The organism is Streptomyces cynarae (genome assembly GCF_025642135.1).
Classification (GTDB): Bacteria; Actinomycetota; Actinomycetes; order Streptomycetales; family Streptomycetaceae; genus Streptomyces; species Streptomyces cynarae.
In genome coordinates this window covers 1,463,414-1,483,681 of record NZ_CP106793.1, presented here as the reverse complement: position 1 = coordinate 1,483,681, position 20,268 = coordinate 1,463,414, and the positions used below count along the sequence as shown (strand labels likewise).

The 20,268-nt window shown below is 72.1% G+C and carries 22 protein-coding genes; 5 read left to right on the top strand and 17 right to left on the bottom strand.

The features are described from left to right. The first annotated feature begins 76 nt into the window (after positions 1 to 76). Positions 77 to 520 (top strand): hypothetical protein, encoded by a 444-nt coding sequence (locus N8I84_RS07005; RefSeq protein ID WP_263228739.1) that lies wholly within the window; start codon positions 77 to 79, stop codon positions 518 to 520. Positions 521 to 540: 20 nt separating this feature from the next. On the opposite strand, the gene mug is transcribed toward N8I84_RS07005, so the two are convergent. The 10 genes from mug to N8I84_RS06955 all read right to left on the bottom strand — a co-directional run bounded on the left by mug (position 541) and on the right by N8I84_RS06955 (position 11,313). Next, a complete protein-coding gene (mug, locus tag N8I84_RS07000; protein WP_263234686.1) occupies positions 541 to 1,086 on the bottom strand; it encodes a G/U mismatch-specific DNA glycosylase in 546 nt (181 codons plus the stop codon). Then, positions 1,083 to 2,525, bottom strand: coding sequence for an adenylosuccinate lyase (purB, locus tag N8I84_RS06995; protein WP_263228738.1), 1,443 nt, complete (start codon positions 2,523 to 2,525; stop codon positions 1,083 to 1,085). The genes mug and purB overlap by 4 nt, the downstream gene beginning before the upstream one ends. 84 nt (positions 2,526 to 2,609) lie before the next feature. Next, a complete protein-coding gene (locus tag N8I84_RS06990) occupies positions 2,610 to 2,951 on the bottom strand; it encodes a DUF4326 domain-containing protein (RefSeq protein WP_263228737.1) in 342 nt (113 codons plus the stop codon). A gap of 30 nt (positions 2,952 to 2,981) precedes the next feature. After that, positions 2,982 to 3,764: an SGNH/GDSL hydrolase family protein gene (locus N8I84_RS06985; RefSeq protein WP_263228736.1), complete on the bottom strand. Its 783-nt coding sequence runs from the start codon at positions 3,762 to 3,764 to the stop codon at positions 2,982 to 2,984. Between the two features lie 174 nt (positions 3,765 to 3,938). Continuing rightward, positions 3,939 to 4,952: a hemolysin family protein gene (locus N8I84_RS06980; protein WP_263228735.1), complete on the bottom strand. Its 1,014-nt coding sequence runs from the start codon at positions 4,950 to 4,952 to the stop codon at positions 3,939 to 3,941. Further along, complete coding sequence (locus N8I84_RS06975; protein WP_263228734.1) at positions 4,949 to 6,274, bottom strand: hemolysin family protein; 1,326 nt, start codon at positions 6,272 to 6,274, stop codon at positions 4,949 to 4,951. Before N8I84_RS06975 ends, N8I84_RS06980 begins: the two co-directional genes overlap by 4 nt. A gap of 174 nt (positions 6,275 to 6,448) precedes the next feature. After that, on the bottom strand, positions 6,449 to 6,874 hold the full coding sequence (locus N8I84_RS06970) for a GNAT family N-acetyltransferase (protein ID WP_263228733.1): 426 nt from the start codon (positions 6,872 to 6,874) through the stop codon (positions 6,449 to 6,451). A 98-nt stretch (positions 6,875 to 6,972) separates the two neighbouring features. After that, positions 6,973 to 7,863 carry an LLM class F420-dependent oxidoreductase gene (locus tag N8I84_RS06965; RefSeq protein WP_263228732.1) on the bottom strand — a complete coding sequence of 297 codons (891 nt, stop codon included), beginning with the start codon at positions 7,861 to 7,863 and terminating at the stop codon, positions 6,973 to 6,975. A 45-nt stretch (positions 7,864 to 7,908) separates the two neighbouring features. Further along, complete coding sequence (locus tag N8I84_RS06960) at positions 7,909 to 10,482, bottom strand: ABC transporter permease (protein ID WP_263228731.1); 2,574 nt, start codon at positions 10,480 to 10,482, stop codon at positions 7,909 to 7,911. 21 nt (positions 10,483 to 10,503) lie between these two features. Continuing rightward, positions 10,504 to 11,313 (bottom strand): ABC transporter ATP-binding protein, encoded by an 810-nt coding sequence (locus N8I84_RS06955; RefSeq protein WP_263228730.1) that lies wholly within the window; start codon positions 11,311 to 11,313, stop codon positions 10,504 to 10,506. A 174-nt stretch (positions 11,314 to 11,487) separates the two neighbouring features. Here N8I84_RS06955 and N8I84_RS06950 point away from each other — a divergent pair, with 174 nt between their 5' ends. Beyond that, entirely contained in the window at positions 11,488 to 11,739 is a 252-nt protein-coding gene (locus N8I84_RS06950; protein WP_263228729.1) for a toxin-antitoxin system HicB family antitoxin, read from the top strand. Between the two features lie 3 nt (positions 11,740 to 11,742). Further along, positions 11,743 to 12,117 carry a fic family toxin-antitoxin system, toxin component gene (locus N8I84_RS06945; RefSeq protein WP_263228728.1) on the top strand — a complete coding sequence of 125 codons (375 nt, stop codon included), beginning with the start codon at positions 11,743 to 11,745 and terminating at the stop codon, positions 12,115 to 12,117. A 3-nt stretch (positions 12,118 to 12,120) separates the two neighbouring features. Here the strand turns inward: N8I84_RS06945 and N8I84_RS06940 are convergent, their stop codons facing one another. From N8I84_RS06940 to bioB, 4 genes are all read right to left on the bottom strand, one after another. Continuing rightward, positions 12,121 to 12,807: a class I SAM-dependent methyltransferase gene (locus N8I84_RS06940; protein ID WP_263228727.1), complete on the bottom strand. Its 687-nt coding sequence runs from the start codon at positions 12,805 to 12,807 to the stop codon at positions 12,121 to 12,123. Between the two features lie 158 nt (positions 12,808 to 12,965). Then, positions 12,966 to 13,682 (bottom strand): dethiobiotin synthase, encoded by a 717-nt coding sequence (gene bioD / locus N8I84_RS06935; protein ID WP_263228726.1) that lies wholly within the window; start codon positions 13,680 to 13,682, stop codon positions 12,966 to 12,968. 1 nt (position 13,683) lies between these two features. Continuing rightward, complete coding sequence (locus N8I84_RS06930; protein WP_263228725.1) at positions 13,684 to 14,964, bottom strand: adenosylmethionine--8-amino-7-oxononanoate transaminase; 1,281 nt, start codon at positions 14,962 to 14,964, stop codon at positions 13,684 to 13,686. Beyond that, the gene (gene bioB, locus N8I84_RS06925; RefSeq protein WP_263228724.1) at positions 14,957 to 16,171 is read right to left on the bottom strand and encodes a biotin synthase BioB; all 1,215 of its coding nucleotides are present in this window, start codon (positions 16,169 to 16,171) and stop codon (positions 14,957 to 14,959) included. The genes N8I84_RS06930 and bioB overlap by 8 nt, the downstream gene beginning before the upstream one ends. A gap of 146 nt (positions 16,172 to 16,317) precedes the next feature. Between bioB and N8I84_RS06920 the strand changes: the two genes are divergently transcribed. Further along, positions 16,318 to 17,445 carry an 8-amino-7-oxononanoate synthase gene (locus N8I84_RS06920; protein ID WP_263228723.1) on the top strand — a complete coding sequence of 376 codons (1,128 nt, stop codon included), beginning with the start codon at positions 16,318 to 16,320 and terminating at the stop codon, positions 17,443 to 17,445. 151 nt (positions 17,446 to 17,596) lie between these two features. Here N8I84_RS06920 and N8I84_RS06915 read toward each other — a convergent pair whose 3' ends face one another. Further along, positions 17,597 to 17,815 (bottom strand): DUF397 domain-containing protein, encoded by a 219-nt coding sequence (locus tag N8I84_RS06915; RefSeq protein WP_200422102.1) that lies wholly within the window; start codon positions 17,813 to 17,815, stop codon positions 17,597 to 17,599. Positions 17,816 to 17,824: 9 nt separating this feature from the next. Beyond that, positions 17,825 to 18,685 carry a helix-turn-helix domain-containing protein gene (locus N8I84_RS06910; protein WP_200422101.1) on the bottom strand — a complete coding sequence of 287 codons (861 nt, stop codon included), beginning with the start codon at positions 18,683 to 18,685 and terminating at the stop codon, positions 17,825 to 17,827. 251 nt (positions 18,686 to 18,936) lie between these two features. On the opposite strand from N8I84_RS06910, the gene N8I84_RS06905 reads away from it, so the two are divergent. Continuing rightward, positions 18,937 to 19,398 carry an ATP-binding protein gene (locus tag N8I84_RS06905; RefSeq protein ID WP_200422100.1) on the top strand — a complete coding sequence of 154 codons (462 nt, stop codon included), beginning with the start codon at positions 18,937 to 18,939 and terminating at the stop codon, positions 19,396 to 19,398. 53 nt (positions 19,399 to 19,451) lie between these two features. Here the strand turns inward: N8I84_RS06905 and N8I84_RS06900 are convergent, their stop codons facing one another. Further along, positions 19,452 to 19,988 (bottom strand): DUF6328 family protein, encoded by a 537-nt coding sequence (locus tag N8I84_RS06900; RefSeq protein WP_263228722.1) that lies wholly within the window; start codon positions 19,986 to 19,988, stop codon positions 19,452 to 19,454. Positions 19,989 to 20,268 lie beyond the last annotated feature (280 nt).

Sequence of the window (20,268 nt, the reverse complement as noted above, 5' to 3'; positions counted from 1 at the left end):
TGCGGGCGCAGGGCCCCTGGTGCTCCGTGGCTCTGACGCCACACCAATTGTCAGTGGTGACTGGTCTACTGGACGCATGAACGTCGACGACCACCTGGCCACGATCGACCGGCTGTGTCTGCGCGAGTTCCCCGCGCGACCCGGCCGGTCGGACGTGGGGTTCGGGGGGCCCGGGTTCCACATCGCCGACTTAACGGTGAGCGTCGGCCTCGGCACGGGCGACGGCGCGGCACGGGAGCGCACAGCGGAGGACTTCGACGCGTGGCGGGAAGCGATCGCCCAGCGGCTGAACGACCGGTGGGGGCAGGGACAGCGCTGGGGGATGCTGACCCTCGGCGTGCGCAGGGCGCGCGGCGAGGAGATACCGCATCCCTGGGCGCTGCTGGGCGACCTCGTGCACGAGGTGCACCTGTGGCAGGCGGACGGCACCGGCCGGTGGGTCGCCCTGGGAGTGGCCGAGCGCGACGAGACCGACGAGATACGACTCCTCGCGGTCGTCACGGCCATAGACCCGCCCTGACCGACCTGGTGCCGCGGCAACTAGGCCCGCGCGGCGTGCCTCAGCCGTGCGAATTCCTCCGCCATCGTCGCCGCCGTCCAATGCGCGTTGAGCCCACTCGGATTGGGCAGCACCCAGACGCGGCTGGAGCCGATCGTCCGCTCCTGCGGGCCGACACGGGCCGTGCGGTCGTCGAAGGCCGCGCGGTACGCGGTCACCCCGACCACGGCCAGGTACTTCGGCCGCAGCCGCTCCACCTTGGCGTGGAGAATCCGTCCGCCCTCGCGGTACTCCTCGGCGGTCAGCTCGTCGGCCCGTGCGGTCGCCCGTGCCACCACGTTCGTGATCCCGAGCCCGTACGACAGCAACTCGGCCTGCTCGGACGGCCGGAACAGCCGCGGGGTGAAGCCCGACAGATGCAGCACGGGCCAGAAGCGGTTGCCGGGGCGGGCGAAGTGATGGCCCGTCGCCGCCGTCATCAGCCCCGGGTTGATACCGCAGAAGAGGACGTCGAGGCCGTCCGCGACCACGTCCGGCACCAGACGGTCGCGGGCGGCCTCCAGGTCCGCAGGGGTGAACCGGGTCAGAGGATCGCCCCCGGGGTGTAGCCGGCGGCCTCCGGGCGCTGCTTCACGATCTCCTCGATGCGGCCGACGACCGAGGCGACCTGGTCGGAGGCGGCGCCCGTGAAGGACAGCTTGTCCGCCATCAGCGCGTCGAGCTCGGCGCGGTCCAGCGGGATGCGCTCGTCGGCGGCCAGGCGGTCGAGCAGCTCGTTGCGCTCGGCGCCCTGCTCACGCATCGCGAGGGCGCAGGCGACGGCGTTCTCCTTGATCGCCTCGTGCGCGACCTCGCGGCCCACGCCCGCGCGCACCGAGGCCATCAGCACCTTGGTGGTGGCGAGGAACGGCAGGTAGCGGTCCAGCTCGCGCGCGACCACCGCCGGGAAGGCGCCGAACTCGTCGAGCACCGTGAGGAACGTCTCCAGCAGCCCGTCCAGCGCGAAGAACGCGTCCGGCAGCGCGACCCGGCGCACCACCGAGCAGGACACGTCGCCCTCGTTCCACTGGTCGCCCGCAAGCTCGCCGGTCATCGAGGCGTAGCCGCGCAGGATCACCATCAGGCCGTTGACGCGCTCGCAGGAGCGGGTGTTCATCTTGTGCGGCATCGCCGAGGAGCCGACCTGCCCCGGCTTGAAGCCCTCGGTCACCAGCTCGTGCCCGGCCATCAGCCGGATCGTCTTCGCCAGCGACGACGGCGCGGCCGCGAGCTGCACCAGCGCGGTGACGACCTCGTAGTCGAGGGAGCGCGGGTAGACCTGGCCGACGGAGGTGAAGGCCTGGGAGAAGCCGAGGTGCCCGGCGATCCGGTGCTCCAGCTCGGCGAGCTTGCCCGCGTCGCCGCCCAGCAGGTCCAGCATGTCCTGCGCCGTACCGACGGGGCCCTTGATGCCGCGCAGCGGGTAACGGCCGAGCAGCTCCTCGACGCGGCCGTACGCGACGAGCAGCTCGTCGGCGGCCGTGGCGAAACGCTTGCCGAGGGTGGTGGCCTGCGCGGCCACGTTGTGCGAGCGGCCGGCCATGACCAGCTCGCCGTACTCGCCCGCCAGCTTGGCGAGGCGCGCCAGGACGGCCACCGTGCGGTCGCGCACCAGCTCCAGGGAGAGCCGGATCTGCAGCTGCTCGACGTTCTCGGTCAGGTCGCGGGAGGTCATGCCCTTGTGCACCTGCTCGTGCCCGGCCAGCGCGTTGAACTCCTCGATCCGCGCCTTCACATCGTGCCGGGTGACCTTCTCGCGCTCCGCGATCGAGGCGAGGTCGACCTGGTCGAGGACGCGCTCGTAGTCGGCGATCGCCTCGTCCGGCACCTCGATCCCGAGGTCCTTCTGTGCCCGCAGCACGGCGAGCCAGAGCTGCCGCTCCAGCCTCACCTTCTGCTCGGGGGACCAGAGCGTGGCCAGCTCGACGGAGGCGTAGCGTCCGGCGAGGACGTTCGGGATACGGGGCTTTGCGGGCGCAGCAGTCACGTGTACGGATTCTACTGGCGATTCCTGCAGGCCAGATCCACGGGCCGGTTCGGCGGAACCTACGAGACGGCCGTCACGAAAGGGCTACCTCTTCTTGTCCGCGACCTCGGCCAGGATGTCCCCGTGGCACAGCTCGGGCGCGCACCAGCACGCGAGGGTCTTGCCACGCAGCTCGGGGACCAGGGCCAGCAGGTCCGGACGGCCCATGAGGTAGTCCCGGTACTTGGCCATCACCTCCTCCCGCGTCCCGTCGTGCTTCTTCTTGGGCGTGTCGATCTGGAAGGGGTTGTACAGCGGGTGCTGGGGAAGGTCCCAGCCGCCGCGGGTGAGGCGGCGGCCGACGTAGACCATGTTCCCGGGCGCGTGTTCCAGCCGGGGACCGTACTCCTGAAGGCGGCCCTTGAGGTTGATCACCTCGGTGGTCACGCGCGACTCCCTTCGGTGCGGTCCGTACTCCTACACGGCCGGGTCCTCGTACGGCAGCAGATCCGGACGCTTGGCCGGGCGGCCGTCGCCCGACGAGCGGCCGGTCAGCCGCCGCCCTATCCACGGCAGCAGATGCTGCCGGGTGAACCGGACGTCCGCGGTCCGGCGGGCGAGCCAGGTCGGCGGCGCGGTCGGGGGCAGCGGTGTGCGCCACTCCGTATCCTCCGCCTCGTACCCGAGCGTCTGCCACACGGCTTCCGCCACCCGGCGGTGCCCCTCGGCCGTCAGGTGCAGCCGGTCCACGTCCCACAGGCGCGGGTCGGCGAGCGACGGTGCGCCGTAGAGGTCGACGATGAGCGCGCCGTGCCGCGCGGCGAGGTCGTCGACGCAGGCGAACAGCTCCTCCATACGGGGCCGGAAGCGCTCGAGGACGGGGCCCTGCCGGCCGGGGCTGCGCATCAGGACGAGCTGTTTGCACGACGGGGCCAGCCGCTCCACGGCTTCCGTCAGTAGCTCCCGTACGCGCCCCATGTCGCACTTGGGCCGCAGCGTGTCGTTCAGCCCGCCGACCAGCGTGACCACGTCGGCCCCCATCGCCGCGGCGAGGTCCACCTGCTCGTCGACGATCTGAGCGATCAGCTTGCCGCGCACGGCGAGGTTGGCATACCGGAATCCGGGGGTCCGTGCGGCCATCCGGCCCGCGAGGACATCGGCCCAGCCGCGGTAGGAGCCGTCGGGCAACAGGTCCGACATGCCCTCGGTGAAGGAGTCGCCGACGGCGACCAGGCTGGAGTAGGTGGGGTTCGTCTGCATGGCGCCGTAGATGCTATCCCGGCCGCCCCCACTCCATACCCACCGGTCGGTCAGCCTGCGCAGGGCCGCTTGCGGTGCCCGGGGGATCCCGGGCCCGCGCGCGCCCGGGGGATCCCGGCCCGCGCGCGACGGACGCCGCGGCGTCAGGCCGGTCGGCCGACGGGTGCCCGGGCGTCAGGCCGGCTGGCCGAACAGCTGGCGCAGCACGTCCTCCATTGTCATCAGGCCCGCGAGGCGGCCGTCCGTGCCCATGACCGCGGCCAGGTGGGTGCGGCTGCGGCGCATGGCCGTGAGGACGTCGTCCAGCGGGGTGGTCTCGCGCACTCGGGCGATCGGCCGCATGTCCCGCAGCCGGAACGGCACGTCCCGTGGTGAGGCGTCCAGGGCGTCCTTGACGTGGAGATAGCCGACGATCCGCCGGCCCTCGTCCACCACCGGGAAGCGCGAGAAGCCGGACTGGGCCGACAGCTGCTCCAGTTGTTCCGGAGTGACGCCCACCCGCGCGTACACCACGTGCTCCAGCGGCACCACCACGTCCCGTACAGGCCTTCGGCCGAGGACCAGCGCGTCGTGCAGCCTCTCCTGCGCGCGGTCGTCGATGAGCCCCGCCGCGCTGGAGTCCTTGACGAGCCGCACCAGTTCGTCGTCCGAGAACGTGGCCGCGACCTCGTCCCGCGTCTGCACCCGCAGCAGCCGCAGCAGCGCGTTCGCGAACGCGTTGACGGTGAAGATGACCGGGCGCAGCGCCCGGGACATGCCCACCAGCGGCGGGCCGAGCAGCAGCGCCAGCCGCACCGGCTCCGCGAGCGCGATGTTCTTCGGCACCATCTCGCCGAGCAGCATGTGCAGATACGTGGCCAGCGCCAGCGCGATCACGAACGACACGGCACGCCCCGCGCTCTCGGGCACACCCGCCGCGTGGAACACCGGCTCCAGCAGATGCTCGATCGCCGGTTCGGCGACCACACCGAGGACCAGGGTGCACAGGGTGATGCCGAGCTGTGCCGCGGCGAGCAGCGCCGACACGTGCTCCAGCCCCCACAGCACGCTGCGCGCCCGTCGCTCGCCCGCCTCGGCGCGCGGCTCCACCTGGCTGCGCCGCACGGAGATCAACGCGAACTCGGCGCCCACGAAGAACGCGTTCGCGACCAGCGTCAACAGACCGATCAGCAACTGGACGACGGTCACCGTTCCCCCTCCTCAAGGGTGCGCGGGGCGTGCATGAGGACCCGCGCGGCCCTGTGGCCCGATGCGTCCACCACGTCCAGCCGCCAGCCGGCCACCTCGATCCGGTCACCCTTGACCGGTATGCGGCCCAGTTCCGTGGCGACGAGTCCGGCCAGCGTCTCGTACGGCCCCTCCGGCACCCGGAGTCCCACGCGCGCGAGCTGGTCGACGCGGGCCGAGCCGTCGGCCGAGTACAGGGACCGGCCGACGGCGTCGAGCCCGGCCGACGCCAGGTCGGGCGTCTCGTGCGGATCGTGCTCGTCGCGCACCTCGCCGACGACCTCCTCGACGATGTCCTCCAGCGTGGCGACGCCGGCGGTGCCGCCGTACTCGTCGATCACCACGGCGATGGTGTTCTTGCCGGAGAGCCGGTCCAGCAGCCGGTCGACGGTGAGGGATTCGGGCACGAACAGCGGTTCGCGTATCAGCTGTGCGACGGACCGCAGCGGCCGCTCCTCGGCGGGCACGGTGAGGATGTCCTTGACGTGGGCGGTGCCGATGACCGAGTCCAGGCTGCCACGGTAGACGGGGAACCGTGACAGGCCCGTCGCGCGCGTCGCGTTCGCCACGTCCTCGCAGGTCGCCTGCGCCTCCAGGGCGACGACCTGGACGCGCGGGGTCATCACGTTCTCCGCGGTCAGGTCGGCGAGGTTCAGGGTACGGACGAACAGCTCCGCGGTGTCCGCCTCCAGAGCGCCCTCTCTTGCGGAGTGCCGGGCGAGCGCCACCAGTTCCTGGGGCCCGCGCGCGGAGGCCAGCTCCTCGGCCGGCTCGAGGCCGAAGCGGCGCACCACACGGTTGGCCGTGTCGTTCAGATGCGTGATGAAGGGGCGGAACGCGCGGCTGAACCAGCGCTGCGGCCCGCCCACGCGCTTGGCCACGGCCAGCGGCGAGGAGATCGCCCAGTTCTTCGGCACCAGCTCGCCGACCACCATCAGGAACACCGTCGACAGGGCGGTGCCGATGACCAGGGCCACGGACGGGGCCGCCGAGCGGGGCACGCCCAGTGCCTCGAGGGGGCCCGCGATCAGCTTGGCGATCGACGGTTCGGAGAGCATGCCGACCACCAGGTTGGTGACCGTGATCCCGAGCTGCGCGCCGGAAAGCTGGAACGTCAGGCTCCGTACGGCCTTGAGGGCGCCCGCCGCACCGCGCTCACCGCGCTGTGCGGCATGCTCCAGCTCGCTGCGCTCGACCGTGGTGAGGGAGAACTCCGCCGCCACGAAGACACCGCAGGCCACCGAGAGCAGCACCGCCACCAGCAGGAGGAGCACTTCGGTCATCGGGTCACCTCCGTCCCAGGATCGGCCAGGGGCGCGGCGACCGCGCGATCTCGGGTACTGGGAGGCTCGCCCATGGACGGACGCTCACACCTTTCATGGTGGGACGGGTTCACCCCGACAGGGGGGCAGCTTGGTCCCTCTATGGTAAAGGATCGGCAAAGTAGCTCCTGTGGCTCAGCCGGTGAGCGGCTTGACCCACCTCCGCCAGTGCTCCTCGGGCGCGTACCCGGCCGCCCGCCACGCATGGTGCGCGGTCTCGTTGCGCTGCAGCACCATCGCGTCCCCGCGGCGCCCCCCGAGCCGCACGAACCGCTCCTCCGCCGCGGACAGCAGCGCCGAACCGATCCCCTGCCGCCGCCGCTCCGGATGCACCGCCAGCCTGTACAGGTGGCAACGCCAGCCGTCGAAGCCCGCGATCACCGTGCCGACCAGCCGGCCGTCCTCCTCCGCGAGGATCAGGGCCTCCGGGTCGCGATCGACGAGCCGCTGCACCCCGTCCCGGTCGTCGCTGATGCTCGTGCCCTCCGCGGCCACCTTCCAGAAGGCCAGCACGGCGTCCAGGTCCTCGAGCCCGGCGGCCCGTATCCGAAGATCACTCATGCGGTGATCCGATCATGCCGCCGACCAGCAGATCCGGGAATTCCGGCATGTGGACGGAAGGGGACAAGGGACAGCGGGCGCGGGCCGCCCCCGAACGGCTACGCGTCGCGCAGGGCCTCGATGACCGGCGCGAACGCCTCCATCGACGGCTCCAGGACGGTCAGGTACGTGAAGCCGTACCGTTCGCGCTGCGCCCGCACCTGCTCGACGATCTGCTCCAGTGTGCCGATCAGGAAGATGGGCAGTGCCAAGGCCTGTTCCGACGTCAGGTTCGGCAGGTGCTCCAGCAGGGGGCGCACGGCGGCCTCGCGGTCCTCGGTGACGACGACCCTCTGGATGAGCACGTTCAGCTCGGCGGGCTCGTCGCGGTCCGCCGCGAGCTTGCGGTACAGGCCCACACGCTCGTCGAGCTGCTCGGCCGTGATCGGCTCCAGCTGTCCCGTCGTGCTCCCCGGCACCGAGCGCGCCCCCGTGAAGGCGGCGATGTCGGCGTGTTCGGCGGTGAGCTTCAGCATCCGGTCGCCGTTGGCACCGATCAGCAGCGGCACCCGCGGTCGCTGTACGGGCCGCGGCCGGTGGTCCTCGGCACCCAGCAGCCGGTCCAACTCCTCCACCGTGCGTCGCAGATGGTCCACGCGCTCACGCGGCGAGCCGTACGGCAGTCCCGCCTGCTCGTGCTCCGCCCGGACGTAGCCGGTGCCGAGCCCCAACTCCAGCCGGCCACCGGTCAGCGCGTCCGTCGTCGCCACCTCGCGGGCCAGCAGCGCCGGGTTCCAGAAGCCGGCGTTGAGCACGAACGTGCCCACCCGGGGACGCTCGGTCGCCTCCGCCGCCGCGACCAGCGCCGGGAACGGAGCCGGCCAGCCGAGGTGGTCCGGGACGAGGATGACGTCGTAGCCGATTTCCTCCGCCCGCCGGCACTTGGCGCGCCACTCCGCGGCCGGTGCGGGTTCGAGCATGTTGACGCCGAAACGGAACGGACGCGGCATGAACTCTCCTCGTGTCGAGGCGACTTGAGTACCCACGCGATTCCATCACTCGTGCGCGATCGCCGCCAGCACATTCATGCGCGACGCACGCAACGCCGGCAGCAGCGCCGCCACCACGCCCACGACCGCCGAACCCACCATGACGGCGACGATGGTGCCCCACGGGATCGCCAGCGCCTTCATGCCCTGCAGCGCCAGGACCCGCTGTGTGCACAGACCCCACACGATCCCCAGTGCCAGCCCGAGGACGGCGCCGAACACCGCGATCACCACCGACTCCAGCCGGATCATGCGCCGCAACTGCCTCCGGGCCAGTCCGATCGCGCGCAGCAGGCCGATCTCCCGGGTGCGCTCGACGACGGACAGGGCCAGGGTGTTGACGACGCCGAGCACCGCGATGACGATCGCGAGGCCCAGCAGCGCGTAGACCAGATAGAGCAGCACCGCGATCTGGTTGTGCACCAGCTTCTTGTAGTCGGCCTGGTCGCGAGCCTGGACCTGCGGGTAGGGGGCGAGGGCCTTCTCCAGCCGGGCGCGCAACCGGTCCTTGGAGGTGCCGGGTGCCGCGTTCACGAAGAGCGCCGTGTCCTGCCCCTGCGGCACGTACCTCTGGAGCGTCCCCATGCCGAAGAACAGCCCGCCCCGCGTACTGAAGTTGTTCGAACCGGCCTGGTTGGTGAGCGCGCCCACCCTCAGATCGGTGCGGCGCTCGTCCGGGAACCGGACCGGGAGCGTGGAGCCGAGGCGGACGCCGTGGTCCTTGGCGAACGCCGCGTCCATGGCGAGCGCGCCGTCCGCGAGCGCGGTGGCCGAGCCGCCCCGGACGTAGGCGAGGTGGGCGACCTCGTCGAGCCGCGGGTCGAAGGCCGTGGCCGAGGTCTCGATCCGGGTGCCGTCCGGCAGCACGATCGCCACGGGCGTGTACCGCTGCCGTACGACGAGCCCGACACCCTCCGTGGCACGGACCCGGTCGGTGATCTCCTGTGGGAAGGGCTCAGGGGTTCCCGATCTGCTCTGCACGACGAAGTCCGCGCCCAGCGTCTTGTCGATCTGCTGGTCGAACGACTTGGACATGGACGTGCTCGCCACCGACATCCCGGCCACCAGCGCGAGCCCGACCATCAGCGCGGAGGCGGTGGCCCCGGTGCGGCGCGGATTGCGCAGGGCGTTGCGCTGGCTCATCCGGCCGATCGAGCCGAACAGGGCGGGGAACGCGGCCCCCAGCACCCGGATCAGCGGACGCACCAGCAGCGGGCCCGCGATCACGGTCGCGACGAGCGTGAGCACCACACCGATGCCGAGCAGCGTGGTGGCGGGCGCGGTCCTGGTCGCCCGGGCGCAGCCCGCCAGAGCGGCCAGGCCGAGTGCGCCGACGACGGCCCCCGCCACCGCGCGCAGCGTCAACGGCCGGCCCGCACCGGCGACCTCGGCGTCCACGAGAGCCGCCATGGGGGAGACGCGGGCCGCGCGCCGGGCCGGCAGGTAGGCGGCGACGAAGGTGACGCCGACCCCGACCGCGTAGGCGGCGACCGGAGTGACCCAGCCGATCACCATCTCGGTGGACCTGATGTTCATGCCGAACACGCTCATCAGCCGGATCAGCCCGGCCGCGAGCCCGATCCCCGCGGCCAGCCCCAGCGTCGAGCCGACCAGGCCCAGCAGCAGCGCCTCGGTCAGCACGGACCGGCGCACCTGCCGCCGCTCGGCGCCCAGGGCGCGCAGCAGCCCCAGCTCGCGGGTGCGCTGGGCGATCAGCATCGAGAACGTGTTGACGATGAGGAAGACGCCCACGAGCACGGCGATCCCGGCGAACCCCACCATCACGTACTTGATCACGTCGAGGAAGGCGCCGAGCCGGTCCGTGTCGGACTTGGCCTGTTCGGCCGCGGTCCTCAGGTCGTACGAGGTCGAGCCGATCGCGTCGGCGATCCGCTGCCTCAGCCGTGCGTCGCTCACACCCGGTGCCGCGTCGACGGAGATGCTCGTGGCCACGTCCGGGCGGCCCAGCAGCCTGGTCTGCGCCGTCGGGGTGTCCAGGAAGACCAGGGCCGCGCCCGGGTTGGTGGTGGTGAAGGTGGCGATCCCGGCCACACGCACCTTGAACGAGCCGGGACGGGCGACCACCGTCAGCGTGTCGCCGATCCGCACGTGCTTGTGCCGGGCGGTGTCCGCGTCCAGCAGCGCCTCGCCGGGCCCCCGCGGGGCGTGCCCGGACGTGAGCCGGACGGGGCTGTGTGCGGTGACGGACCAGTTCCTGGCGATGGTGGGCGCGCCGGTGGTCGGACCCACCGGATCGTTCCTGCGGTCGACGACCGTGATGTCCTGGACGGCGACGTCGGCATGCGCGGCGGCGACGCCGTCCACCCGGGCCACCCGGGCGGCCAGCGAGGCCGGAAGGGTCGGCGTCGCCCCGGACGGGATCCGGGACGGCAGGTCCTGGCGGGGGCTCACGGTCACGTCGGCCGCAGTGGAGGCGAAGAGCCGGTCGAAGGTCCGGGAGACCGTGTCCGAGAAGATCAGGCTGCCCGCGACGAACGCCACCGACAGGAGCACGGCCAGCGCGGAGAGCGCGAGCCGTCCCTTGTGCGCGAGGAAGCTGCGCAGCGTCGCCTTCAGCATGGTCGCACCGGTCCGACGTCCTCAGTTCTCGCGGCCGGACGCACCGTCGAAGACCGCCCTGACCGTGTCGAAACGCTTCATGCGCTCGAGCACGGCCTCGGCCGTCGGCCGCTCCATCTCGTCCACGATCCGCCCGTCCGCCAGGAACAGCACCAGATCGGAGTGGGCCGCCGCGCCCGGATCGTGGGTGACCATGACGACGGTCTGCCCCAGTTCGTCCACGGCCCTGCGCAGGAACCCCAGCACCTCGAGCCCCGACCGGGAGTCCAGGTTGCCCGTCGGCTCGTCCGCGAAGATCAGCTCTGGCCGGGAGGCGAGCGCCCGGGCGCAGGCGACGCGCTGCTGCTGCCCGCCGGACAGCTGGGAGGGCCGGTGCCCGAGCCGGTCCCGCAGTCCCAGCGTGTCGATCACCTGGTCGAGCCACTCCGGGTCGGGCTTCCTGCCCGCGATGTCCATGGGCAGCGTGATGTTCTCGGCGGCGTTCAGCGTCGGGATCAGATTGAACGACTGGAACATGAAACCGATCCGGTCCCGGCGCAGCCGGGTCAGCTCCCGGTCCTTCAGGCCCGTGATCTCGGTGTCGCCGAGCCACACCTGGCCCGCCGACACGGTGTCGAGGCCCGCCAGGCAGTGCATCAGCGTGGACTTCCCGGAGCCGGAGGGGCCCATCACCGCGGTGAAGCGGCCGCGCGCGATGTCCACGTCGACCGAGTCCAGGGCGAGCACCGCCGTCTCGCCCGAGCCGTACGCCTTGGTCAGACCCCGGGCGCGGGCGGCGGTCCCGTCCGCCTCCGCGTGGCCCGGGACGTGCTCCGCTGCAGCAGTGGACAAGACGGCCTCCCTCGTCGTGGACGTCCCGACGTTCTGGTCTTCCCCGACGTACTGGTCTTCCCCGTCCCGGCCGAGCGTAATGTGATGCACCGCACACCGGGTATCCCCCAGGCCGGGCCGGTCGCCCGGGTCGCCCTCTTGCCGGTGCTAGCGACCCGGCGCTAGCGTCGAGGTATGGCGAAGACCCAGCTGAACGTGAGGGTGGACGAGGACACCGCCCGAGCCGCCCGCGAACGTGCCCTGGAGCGCGGTATGAGCGTCAACCGGTACATCGAAGAGCTGGTGCGACAGGACACCGGGGAGGCCGGCCACACGTTCGTCGAGGCCGCCGCCGACTTCATGAAGCAGTACGAGTCCGTCTTCGCCGAGGAGTTCGGCTCCGGCGGCGAGGGCTCGACCCGGCACCCCGGCGAAGGTCGACGCTGACCGTTGAGCAACCTCAGAATCGACCTCGCCTGGCTGCTGATGGTCGCCGAACAGAAGACGCCCGGAGATCCCCAGGTCACGGACTGGGGCGCGCTCGTCGCCGCGGTCAGCCGACACGACGCGGAGATATTCGGCGTCGCCGTCTACGACACTCCGCACGCCCGCGCGGCCGCCCTGCTCCAGCTGCTGCTGCACGTTCCGGCGCTGGAACGCTCCAACGCGCTGTTCGCGTCCGCGGTCGCCTACGCCTATCTCGTCGCCAGCGGCGTCAAGGTCGTCACCTCACCGGAACAGGTGCGGGACCTCGCCCGGCTGGTCAAGAGCGGGGACGCCTCCGTGCACGACATCGCGCAGGAGCTGCGCCAGTGGAGCCTGTGAGGGCTACTCCGGGAGGCCGGGCCGCCAGGCGGTGCCCAGCACGCAGTAGGAGGTGGGCAGCGGCGGCCCCTTCTCCGGCATCAGCAGCCGCCGGTACGGGCCCAGTTCGAAACCGGCGGCGCGCAGGGCCGCCACCGGGTCCCGGGAGAGGTGGCAGCCGCCGCTGAGCGGTGGCCACACCGTGCGGTCCAGGGCACGCTGCGCGTACCGCATCACGGGTCCGCCGCCCGCGCCGTGCTCGTAGAACCGCAGGGTGCCGCCGGGCCGCAGCACCCTGCGCACCTCGCCGAGGGCCCGTGACACGTCCCGCACGCTGCACAGCACCAACGACAGGACCGCCGCGTCGAAGGCCTCGCTCTTGACCGGCAGCGCCTCCGCCGCGCCCGGCACCACGTCCACCGGGACGTCGGCTCGCAGGGCCGCCTCGACCGCCTTGTGCCGCAGCAGCCGCTCGGGTTCGATCGCGACGACCTCGGAGACGGTGCCCGGGTAGTGGGCGAAGTTCAGGCCGTTGCCGGCGCCGATCTCGATGACCCGGCCGGAGAGCCCGGCGAGCAACCGGTCCCGTACGGCCCCCATACCGAGGCGCGTCTCGGCGGCGACGCTGAGCCGGGCGTAGGAGCGGGCGAAGATCGGATGGTGCACGGAGTCCCGCGGCACCGCGCGGGAGCGGACGGACCGCAGCGGCATGGAGCACCTCCCGGACAGGACGGGCGTCAACCGCATTCTGCCCCGCGCACGTCCCGCGCATCCGCGCCGCACGGAGCCGCGTTCATGCCGGCCGGTCACGCACCGACGCCGACGCGAGTGCCTCCTCGCCACGCGGACCCCAGCCGGCCCGCCGGCCTCTACGGCTCGAACCTCGACGCGAAGTCCCCGGCGTCCCACGTCCCGCCCAGTCCTGGCGCCAGCCAGCCGGCGGCATCGGCCCGGAAGGCGGCGGGTGCGCGGGACCCGGCCCCCGCGGGCAGCGCGCCGAGCAGCGGGGCTCCGGTCACCACCGGAAGGTCCGCCAGGTTGCAGCGGGAGGCGAGGTCCGGGGACTTCGGCCAGCTGCCGACGACCACGCCCGCCGGCTCCAGCTGCCGGCGCCGCAGTTCACGTACCGTCAGCTCAGTCGCGTTCAGCGTGCCGAGGCCCGCCGACGCCACCACCAGCACCGGCGCCGCCAGCATTCCTGCCGCGTCCGCCAGGGTGCCGCCCTCGTCGTCGAACCGTACGAGCAGCCCGCCGGCCCCCTCGATAAGGACCAGGTCGTGCTCGGCGGCCAGTTTGGCGGCGGCCTCCGCCACCTCGTGCGGCCGCACGGGCGCCATCCCGGCCCGCCGGGCGGCCGTCGCGGGCGCCAACGGCTCGGGATAGCGGGCGAGTTCACGCGTCGTCACGGCCCCTGCGAGCCGGGCCACCTCGTCGGCGTCCCCGCGCTCGTCCGGCCGTACCCCCGTCTGCGCGGGCTTGAGCACCGCCACGGACCGCCCGGCGGCGACGGCCACCGCGGCGACGGCGGCCGTCGTGACCGTCTTGCCGATCTCCGTGCCGGTCCCCGTGATCACCAGTACCGTCATGTCACCCTTCCCGTGCCGCCGCGCACACCGCGCGCGCGATCCGTGCCACGTCCGCGTCCCCGGTCACATACGGCGGCATCGTGTAGACGAGGTCCCGGAACGGCCGCAGCCACACGCCCTCGCGCACCGCGGCCCGGGTCGCCGCCGCCATGTCCACCTCGTGGTCGAGCTGCACGACCCCGATGGCGCCGAGCACCCGCACATCCCGCACCCCCGGCAGGTCCGCCGCCCCGGCAAGTCCCTCCCTGAGGCCCGTCTCGATCCGCTTGACCTCCGACCGCCAGTCCTGGCCGAGCAGCAGGTCCACCGACGCGCACGCCACGGCGGCCGCCAGCGGATTGCCCATGAACGTGGGCCCGTGCGCGAGCACCGGCACCTCGCCCCGCGAGATCCCGTCGGCCACCCGAGCCGTGCACAGCGTCGCCGCCATCGTCAGGTAACCACCGGTCAGCGCCTTGCCCACGCACATCACGTCCGGCGTCACCGCCGCGTGCTCCGCCGCGAACAGCGCGCCCGTACGCCCGAACCCGGTGGCGATCTCGTCGAACACCAGCAGCACGTCGTGCGCGTCGCACACCTGCCGCAGCACCCGCAGATAGGCGGGGGAGTGGAACCGCATCCCGCCCGCTCCCTGCACCACCGGCTCCACGATCACCGCGGCCAGCTCGTCCGCGTGCCGTTCCACCAGGGCGCGCAGATGCTCCGCGTACGCCTCCTCGTACTCCGCCGGCGGCGCGTCGGCGAACACCTGCCGGGGCAGCACGCCCTGCCACAGCTCGTGCATCCCGCCCTCGGGGTCGCACACGGACATCGGCTGCCAGGTGTCGCCGTGGTAGCCGCCGCGCCAGGTCATCAGGCGCCGCTTGTCCGGGCGGCCGAGCGAGCGCCAGTACTGCAGGCACATCTTGACCGCGACCTCGACCGACACCGACCCGGAGTCCGCGAGGAACACATGCTCCAGACCCTCGGGCGCGATGTCGACCAGGAGCTTCGACAGCCGGACGGCGGGCTCGTGGGTGAGCCCGCCGAACATCACATGGCTCATCCGCGTCAGCTGCTCGCGCGCGGCCTCGTTGAGCACCGGGTGGTTGTAGCCGTGGATCGCCGACCACCAGGACGACATCCCGTCGACCAGCTCTCCCGAGCCGTCGGCGAGCCGCAGCCGCACCCCGCTCGCCGACTCCACGACGAGCGGCTCCTGCCGTCCCGGCATGGGACCGTACGGATGCCAGACGTGCTGCCGGTCCAGCGCCAGCAGCACGTCCACGGGCAGGTCAGGCATTGGGCGCGAGATCCGTTCCGGCACCGCGACGGCGAACGGCGACCAGGTCCGTGCGGGGCTCGTCGGCGGACGGCACCGCGGCGGAACCGCACACACCGCCACCCTCGTGGGAGCCGCATCCCGCGCTCTCGTGGGAGCCGCACCCGGCGCCGTCGTGGGAGCCGCACCCGGCGCTCTCCTGCGAGCCGCACCCGCCCGTCGCGGCGCGGTGCCCGGGCAGGGTCACCTGGTCCGTGCCCTCCACCTCGAACCCGGCGTCCGCGATCATCTCCAGGTCCGCCTTGCCCGCCTGGCCCTCGCTGGTGAGGTAGTCGCCCAGGAAGATGGAGTTGGCCAGATGCAGGGCGAGCGGCTGCAGCGTGCGGAGGTGGACCTCGCGGCCGCCCGCGATGCGCACCTCGACGTCCGGGCACACGAACCGCACCATCGCCAGGATCCGCAGACACCGCTGCGGCGTCAGGTTCCACTCCTTAGCGAGCGGAGTGCCCTCGAACGGGATCAGGAAGTTCACCGGAACGGAGTCCGGATCCAGCGCACGCAGCGCGAAGACCACGTCGACCAGGTCCTCGTCGCTCTCGCCCATGCCCGCGATGAGACCGGAGCAGGCCGACAGGCCGGCGGCGTGCGCCTTCTGCACCGTGTCCACCCGGTCGGCGTAGGTGTGCGTGGTCGTGATGTCCCCGTACGTCCCCTCCGAGGTGTTCAGGTTGTGGTTGTAGGCGTCGGCGCCCGCAGCGCGCAGCCGTTCGGCCTGACCGTCGGACAGCAGTCCGAGGCAGGCGCACACCTCGACGCCCTCGTTCTGCTCCTTGATCGTCTTGATGGTGTCGGAGACCCGCTCCACGTCCCGGTCGGTGGGCCCGCGACCGCTGGCGACGAGGCACACCCGCTTGGCGCCGCCCGCGACACCGGCCGCGGCGGCCTGGGAGGCCTCGTCCGGCTTCAGCCAGGTGTACTTGAGGATGTCCGCCTTCGAGCCGAGCCGCTGGGAGCAGTAGGAGCAGTCCTCGGGGCACAGGCCGGACTTGAGGTTGACGAGATAGTTGAGTTTCACCCGTCGGCCGAACCAGTGGCGGCGCACCTTGCCGGCCGCGGCCACCACATCGAGCACGTCGTCGTCGGAAGTGGCGAGAACGGCGAGAGCCTCCTCGCGGGTCGGCGTCTCGCGCCGCAACCCCTTGTCCACCAGCGTGTTCAGCAGGTCCATGAGAGCCGATCCTGTCCTACGGGACCGCCCCGGGCCAAGGAGAGTTTGCACAACAGAGACGGTTCGACGTGTGGGTATTGCCACATCCTGGGCGGCCGGTCGTCCCGTTAGGGTCTGTGCACTGCCTACAAAACCGCGGAGGAGCCATGGCGTTCGGCTGGATCGACGAGCAGGCACAGGCACGCCGCCGGGCCGGACTGGTCCGCACCCTGCGCCCCCGCGCCGCCGACTCCCCGCTCCTGGACCTCGCGAGCAACGACTACCTGGGCCTCGCCCGTCACCCGGAGGTCATCAAGGGCGCCACGGAGGCGGCCCGGCGGTGGGGCGGCGGTTCGACCGGCTCGCGGCTCGTCACCGGCACCACCGAGCTGCACGGCGAGCTGGAACGCGAACTGGCCGCTTTCTGCGGCTTCGAGGCGGCCCTCGTCTTCTCCTCCGGGTACGCGGCCAACCTCGCGGCCGTCACCGCGCTCGCCCCGCACGGCTCCCTGCTCGTCTCGGACGCGGGCAACCACGCCTCGCTCATCGACGGCTGCCGGCTGGCGCGCGGCACCACCCAGGTCGTCGCGCACGCCGACCACGAGGCCGTGCGCAAGGCGCTCGGCACCCATGAAGGGCCCGCGGTCGCGGTGTCCGACACGGTCTTCTCGGTGGACGGCGACGCGGCTCCGCTGGCCGAACTGGCGTCCGCCTGCCGCGCTCACGGCGCCGGGCTGGTCGTCGACGACGCGCACGGACTCGGCGTCCTGGGGTCCGGCGGCCGGGGCGCCCCGTACGCGGCCGGGCTCGCGGGCGCGCCGGACGTGGTGGCGACGGTGACGCTGTCGAAGTCGCTGGGCAGCCAGGGCGGCGCCGTACTCGGACCGGCGCATGTGATCGACCATCTGGTCAACGCGGCCCGGACGTTCATCTTCGACACCGGGCTCGCCCCGGCCGCGGTGGGCGCGGCACTCGCGGCGCTGCGTCTGCTGCGCCGCGAGCCGGAGCGCGCCGAGCGGGCCCGCACGGTGGCGGCGGACCTGCACGCCCGTCTCACGGCCGAGGGCCATGAGACGGTGCGTCCGGACGCCGCCGTGGTCTCCGTGCGGGCACCCTCCCCGGAGCAGGCCGTACGGTGGGCGGCCGACTGCCGGGCGGCCGGGGTCGTCGTCGGCTGCTTCCGCCCGCCGTCCGTGCCGGACGGCATCTCACGGCTGCGGCTGACCGCCCGTGCGGATCTCACCGACGGGCAGGTCGAGCACGCCGTACGGGCGATCGGCGAGACGCGACCGTGAGTCGGCGAGACGGCCGTGCATCGCGCGGCACGGGGACCTGACCCGTACGCCGTCGTACGGAGGCGGTCCCGCGGAAGTGCCCTTGGCGGGGTGACCCGGAATGTGGCTCGAAATCGGCTCACTCACCGCCGATTTCCGCCGATGGACGTGGTCAGTTCAGCCCTTTCAGGAACTCCTTCCACGCTTCGGGACTGAACGTCAGGGCCGGTCCGGTCACCTTCTTGGAGTCGCGTACGGCCACCCGTCCGGCCCAGGGACCGGGGCCCGGACGGGCGGTCTCGACGCAGTTGTTCATTCCCGTACTACGGCTGCTGCGCAACCACCGCACACCGTCGAGACAGGTGCTGGAAGGGATGTGGGGGGCTGACATGGTGCCTCCTTACGCGTCGCCGGCCAACGCGGCGATGTAATCCAACGATTCCTCGGGCGAAAGGGCGTGGATCTGAAGGGACGTGAAGGCCTCGCTGTAGGCCTGGAGGTCTTCTTTCCGCTCGAGATAGAGGCTACTCGTCAAGTGGTCGAGAACGACCACATCCAGATCGGATCTGCTCGGAAATGAGAAGATAACGAAAGGCCCGGTGATGCCGATGTGAGCCCCGGCGGTGAACGGCAGGACCTGAAGCCGTACTTGGGGCAGCCGGGCCGCCTCCAGCAGGCGCCTCAGCTGCCGCGCCATGACCCCCGGCCCGCCGATCTCCCGCCGCAGCACCGCCTCGTCCAGGACTGCGCTCAGTTCCAGCGGCGGATCCGCGCGCAGCACGTCCTGGCGGGCCAGCCGCACCTCCACCAGGGCGTCCAGCTTGGCGTCCTCCAGGGTGCCGACGGCGGCCCGCGTCACGGCCCGGGCGTACTCGGGCGTCTGCAGCAGGCCCGGCACCACGGACGTCTCCAGGGTGCGCATGCCGCTCGCCTGGGACTCCAGGCTGATGAAATCCCGGTAGGTCGGCGGCAGCACCCCGCGGTACGCGTGCCACCAGTTCTGCCGGCCGCCGCCGTCCTCCGAGCCCGCCAGCACCAGCAGCAGGTCCCGCAGCTCGGGATCCTGGACGTCGTACGCGTCCAGCAGCAGGCGTACGTCCGCCGGCTTGACCCCGCTGGACCCCGTCTCGATCCGGCTCACCTTCGACTGGTGCCAGCCGACGAGGCCGGCCGCCTCCCCGCTCGTGAGCCCCGCCCGGGCGCGCAGGGCGCGTAATTCGGCGCCGAGCTTGCGGCGGCGCACCGCTGGTCCGTACTGCATGGCCGACTCCTTCCGCACGGCGCGCGGTCTCACGGCGAGACGGTAGAGGATGAGTCCGGGGGCACCCCAAACTCGCTCGGTCGTCGCAGAGTTCACCGCTTCGAGCGACAGATATATGCATATCTCGGGGGATCGGGCCCGACAGGGACCAGGTGGTGGCAGGCTGGCGCGCAGCACCAAGTCCGGGACCGTTACTCGTACCAACCGCTCCGTGTCGGACTCCGGTCCCGTAGGAAAGGGACGACGTCGCCATGGCAGACCATCAGGAAGCATCCGTCACTCTGCCGAGCGATCCCGCCTCGGTCTCCGCCGCCCGAAAATACGTCTCGAGCGTCCTCGTCGAATGGGGGATGCCCGGCGACGCGGAAGTCGCCGACACCGTCCGCCTGATCGTCTCCGAACTCGCCACCAACGCCGTGCAGCACACCCTCGGGCAGTCGCCCACGTTCACGGTCGACATCGCGCTCGACCGGGACGAGTTACTGCGCATCGGGGTCACCGACAGCCACCCGCGCTTCCCCAAGCGCCTGCCGGCGGCCGTGCAGCAGGACAACGGGCGGGGCATGGTGATCATCCGGTGTCTGGCCGCAGAGTGCGGCGGGAAGCTGAGCGTGCGGCCCACGCGCGAGGGCGGCAAGACGGTCGCGATCGAACTGCCGTGGACGAAGCCGATGCAGCCGGTCGCGGCATCACCGGGACCGGGAGAAGCGTGAACGGTGCTCGCGCCGGGCCGCCGCGGTGCGTACCGCAGCGCAGGCCCCGGCGGTCACCGGTGCCCCTCGGGTGGCTCTCGCTTCTCCGGCGCTCCGGAAGTCCGCCGCTTTGCGACGATCGCCCGCCGCACCACCCAGGGCAGGACGCGCCACAGTGCCACGCACACCAGCAGCGTGCCGGCGCCTGCCGCGATCCCGGCCACGCGGCCGAGGGACACGTCCACCACGAGCAGGACCGATCCGGTGAACGCGAGCATCAGCACGCCCATCCCGATCGTGGCCAGACGGGAGGAGACCTTCACGATGGCGGGCTTGGCGTTCTGCTGGAACAGCGACCGGTGCAGTGCGGCGGGCGCCGTGAAGAGGGCCGCGGCCAGCATGGCGAGCAGGAGCGTCGTCACATAGGTGGCGCGCTGGACCGTGTCCAGGGTCGGGAAGCGCTGCGTGAAGGCCAGCGTCAGCAGGAACGCGAACAGGATCTGCACCCCTGTCTGGGTGACACGCAGCTCCTGCAGCAACTCGGCGAAGTTGCGGTCGGCACGCTCCAGGGGGGTCTCGCGTCGTGCCTGCTCGGGGGGTCGATCGGCCATGGTCAACGAGTATCCGCTTCCCACCGCCTCACGCCCGCCCCGGTGCGTCCGTCCTCACACGCCCGTGGGAGGACGCAGGCTCCCGACGGTCCCTCCTGGGGGTGACGGGCGCCGGCGTCCACGACACGTTCGCGCGCCACGCCTGCGGGGGCTCCATCGCCCTTGCGCCCCGTGTGCCATCTGTGCCCCGCGCGCCCTCTGCGTCAGGTGGGGTTGAGGGACCCGGTGGGCTTGACGGGCCTGAGCCGCCTCGGGGGGTGACGGCGGACAACCACCGTCA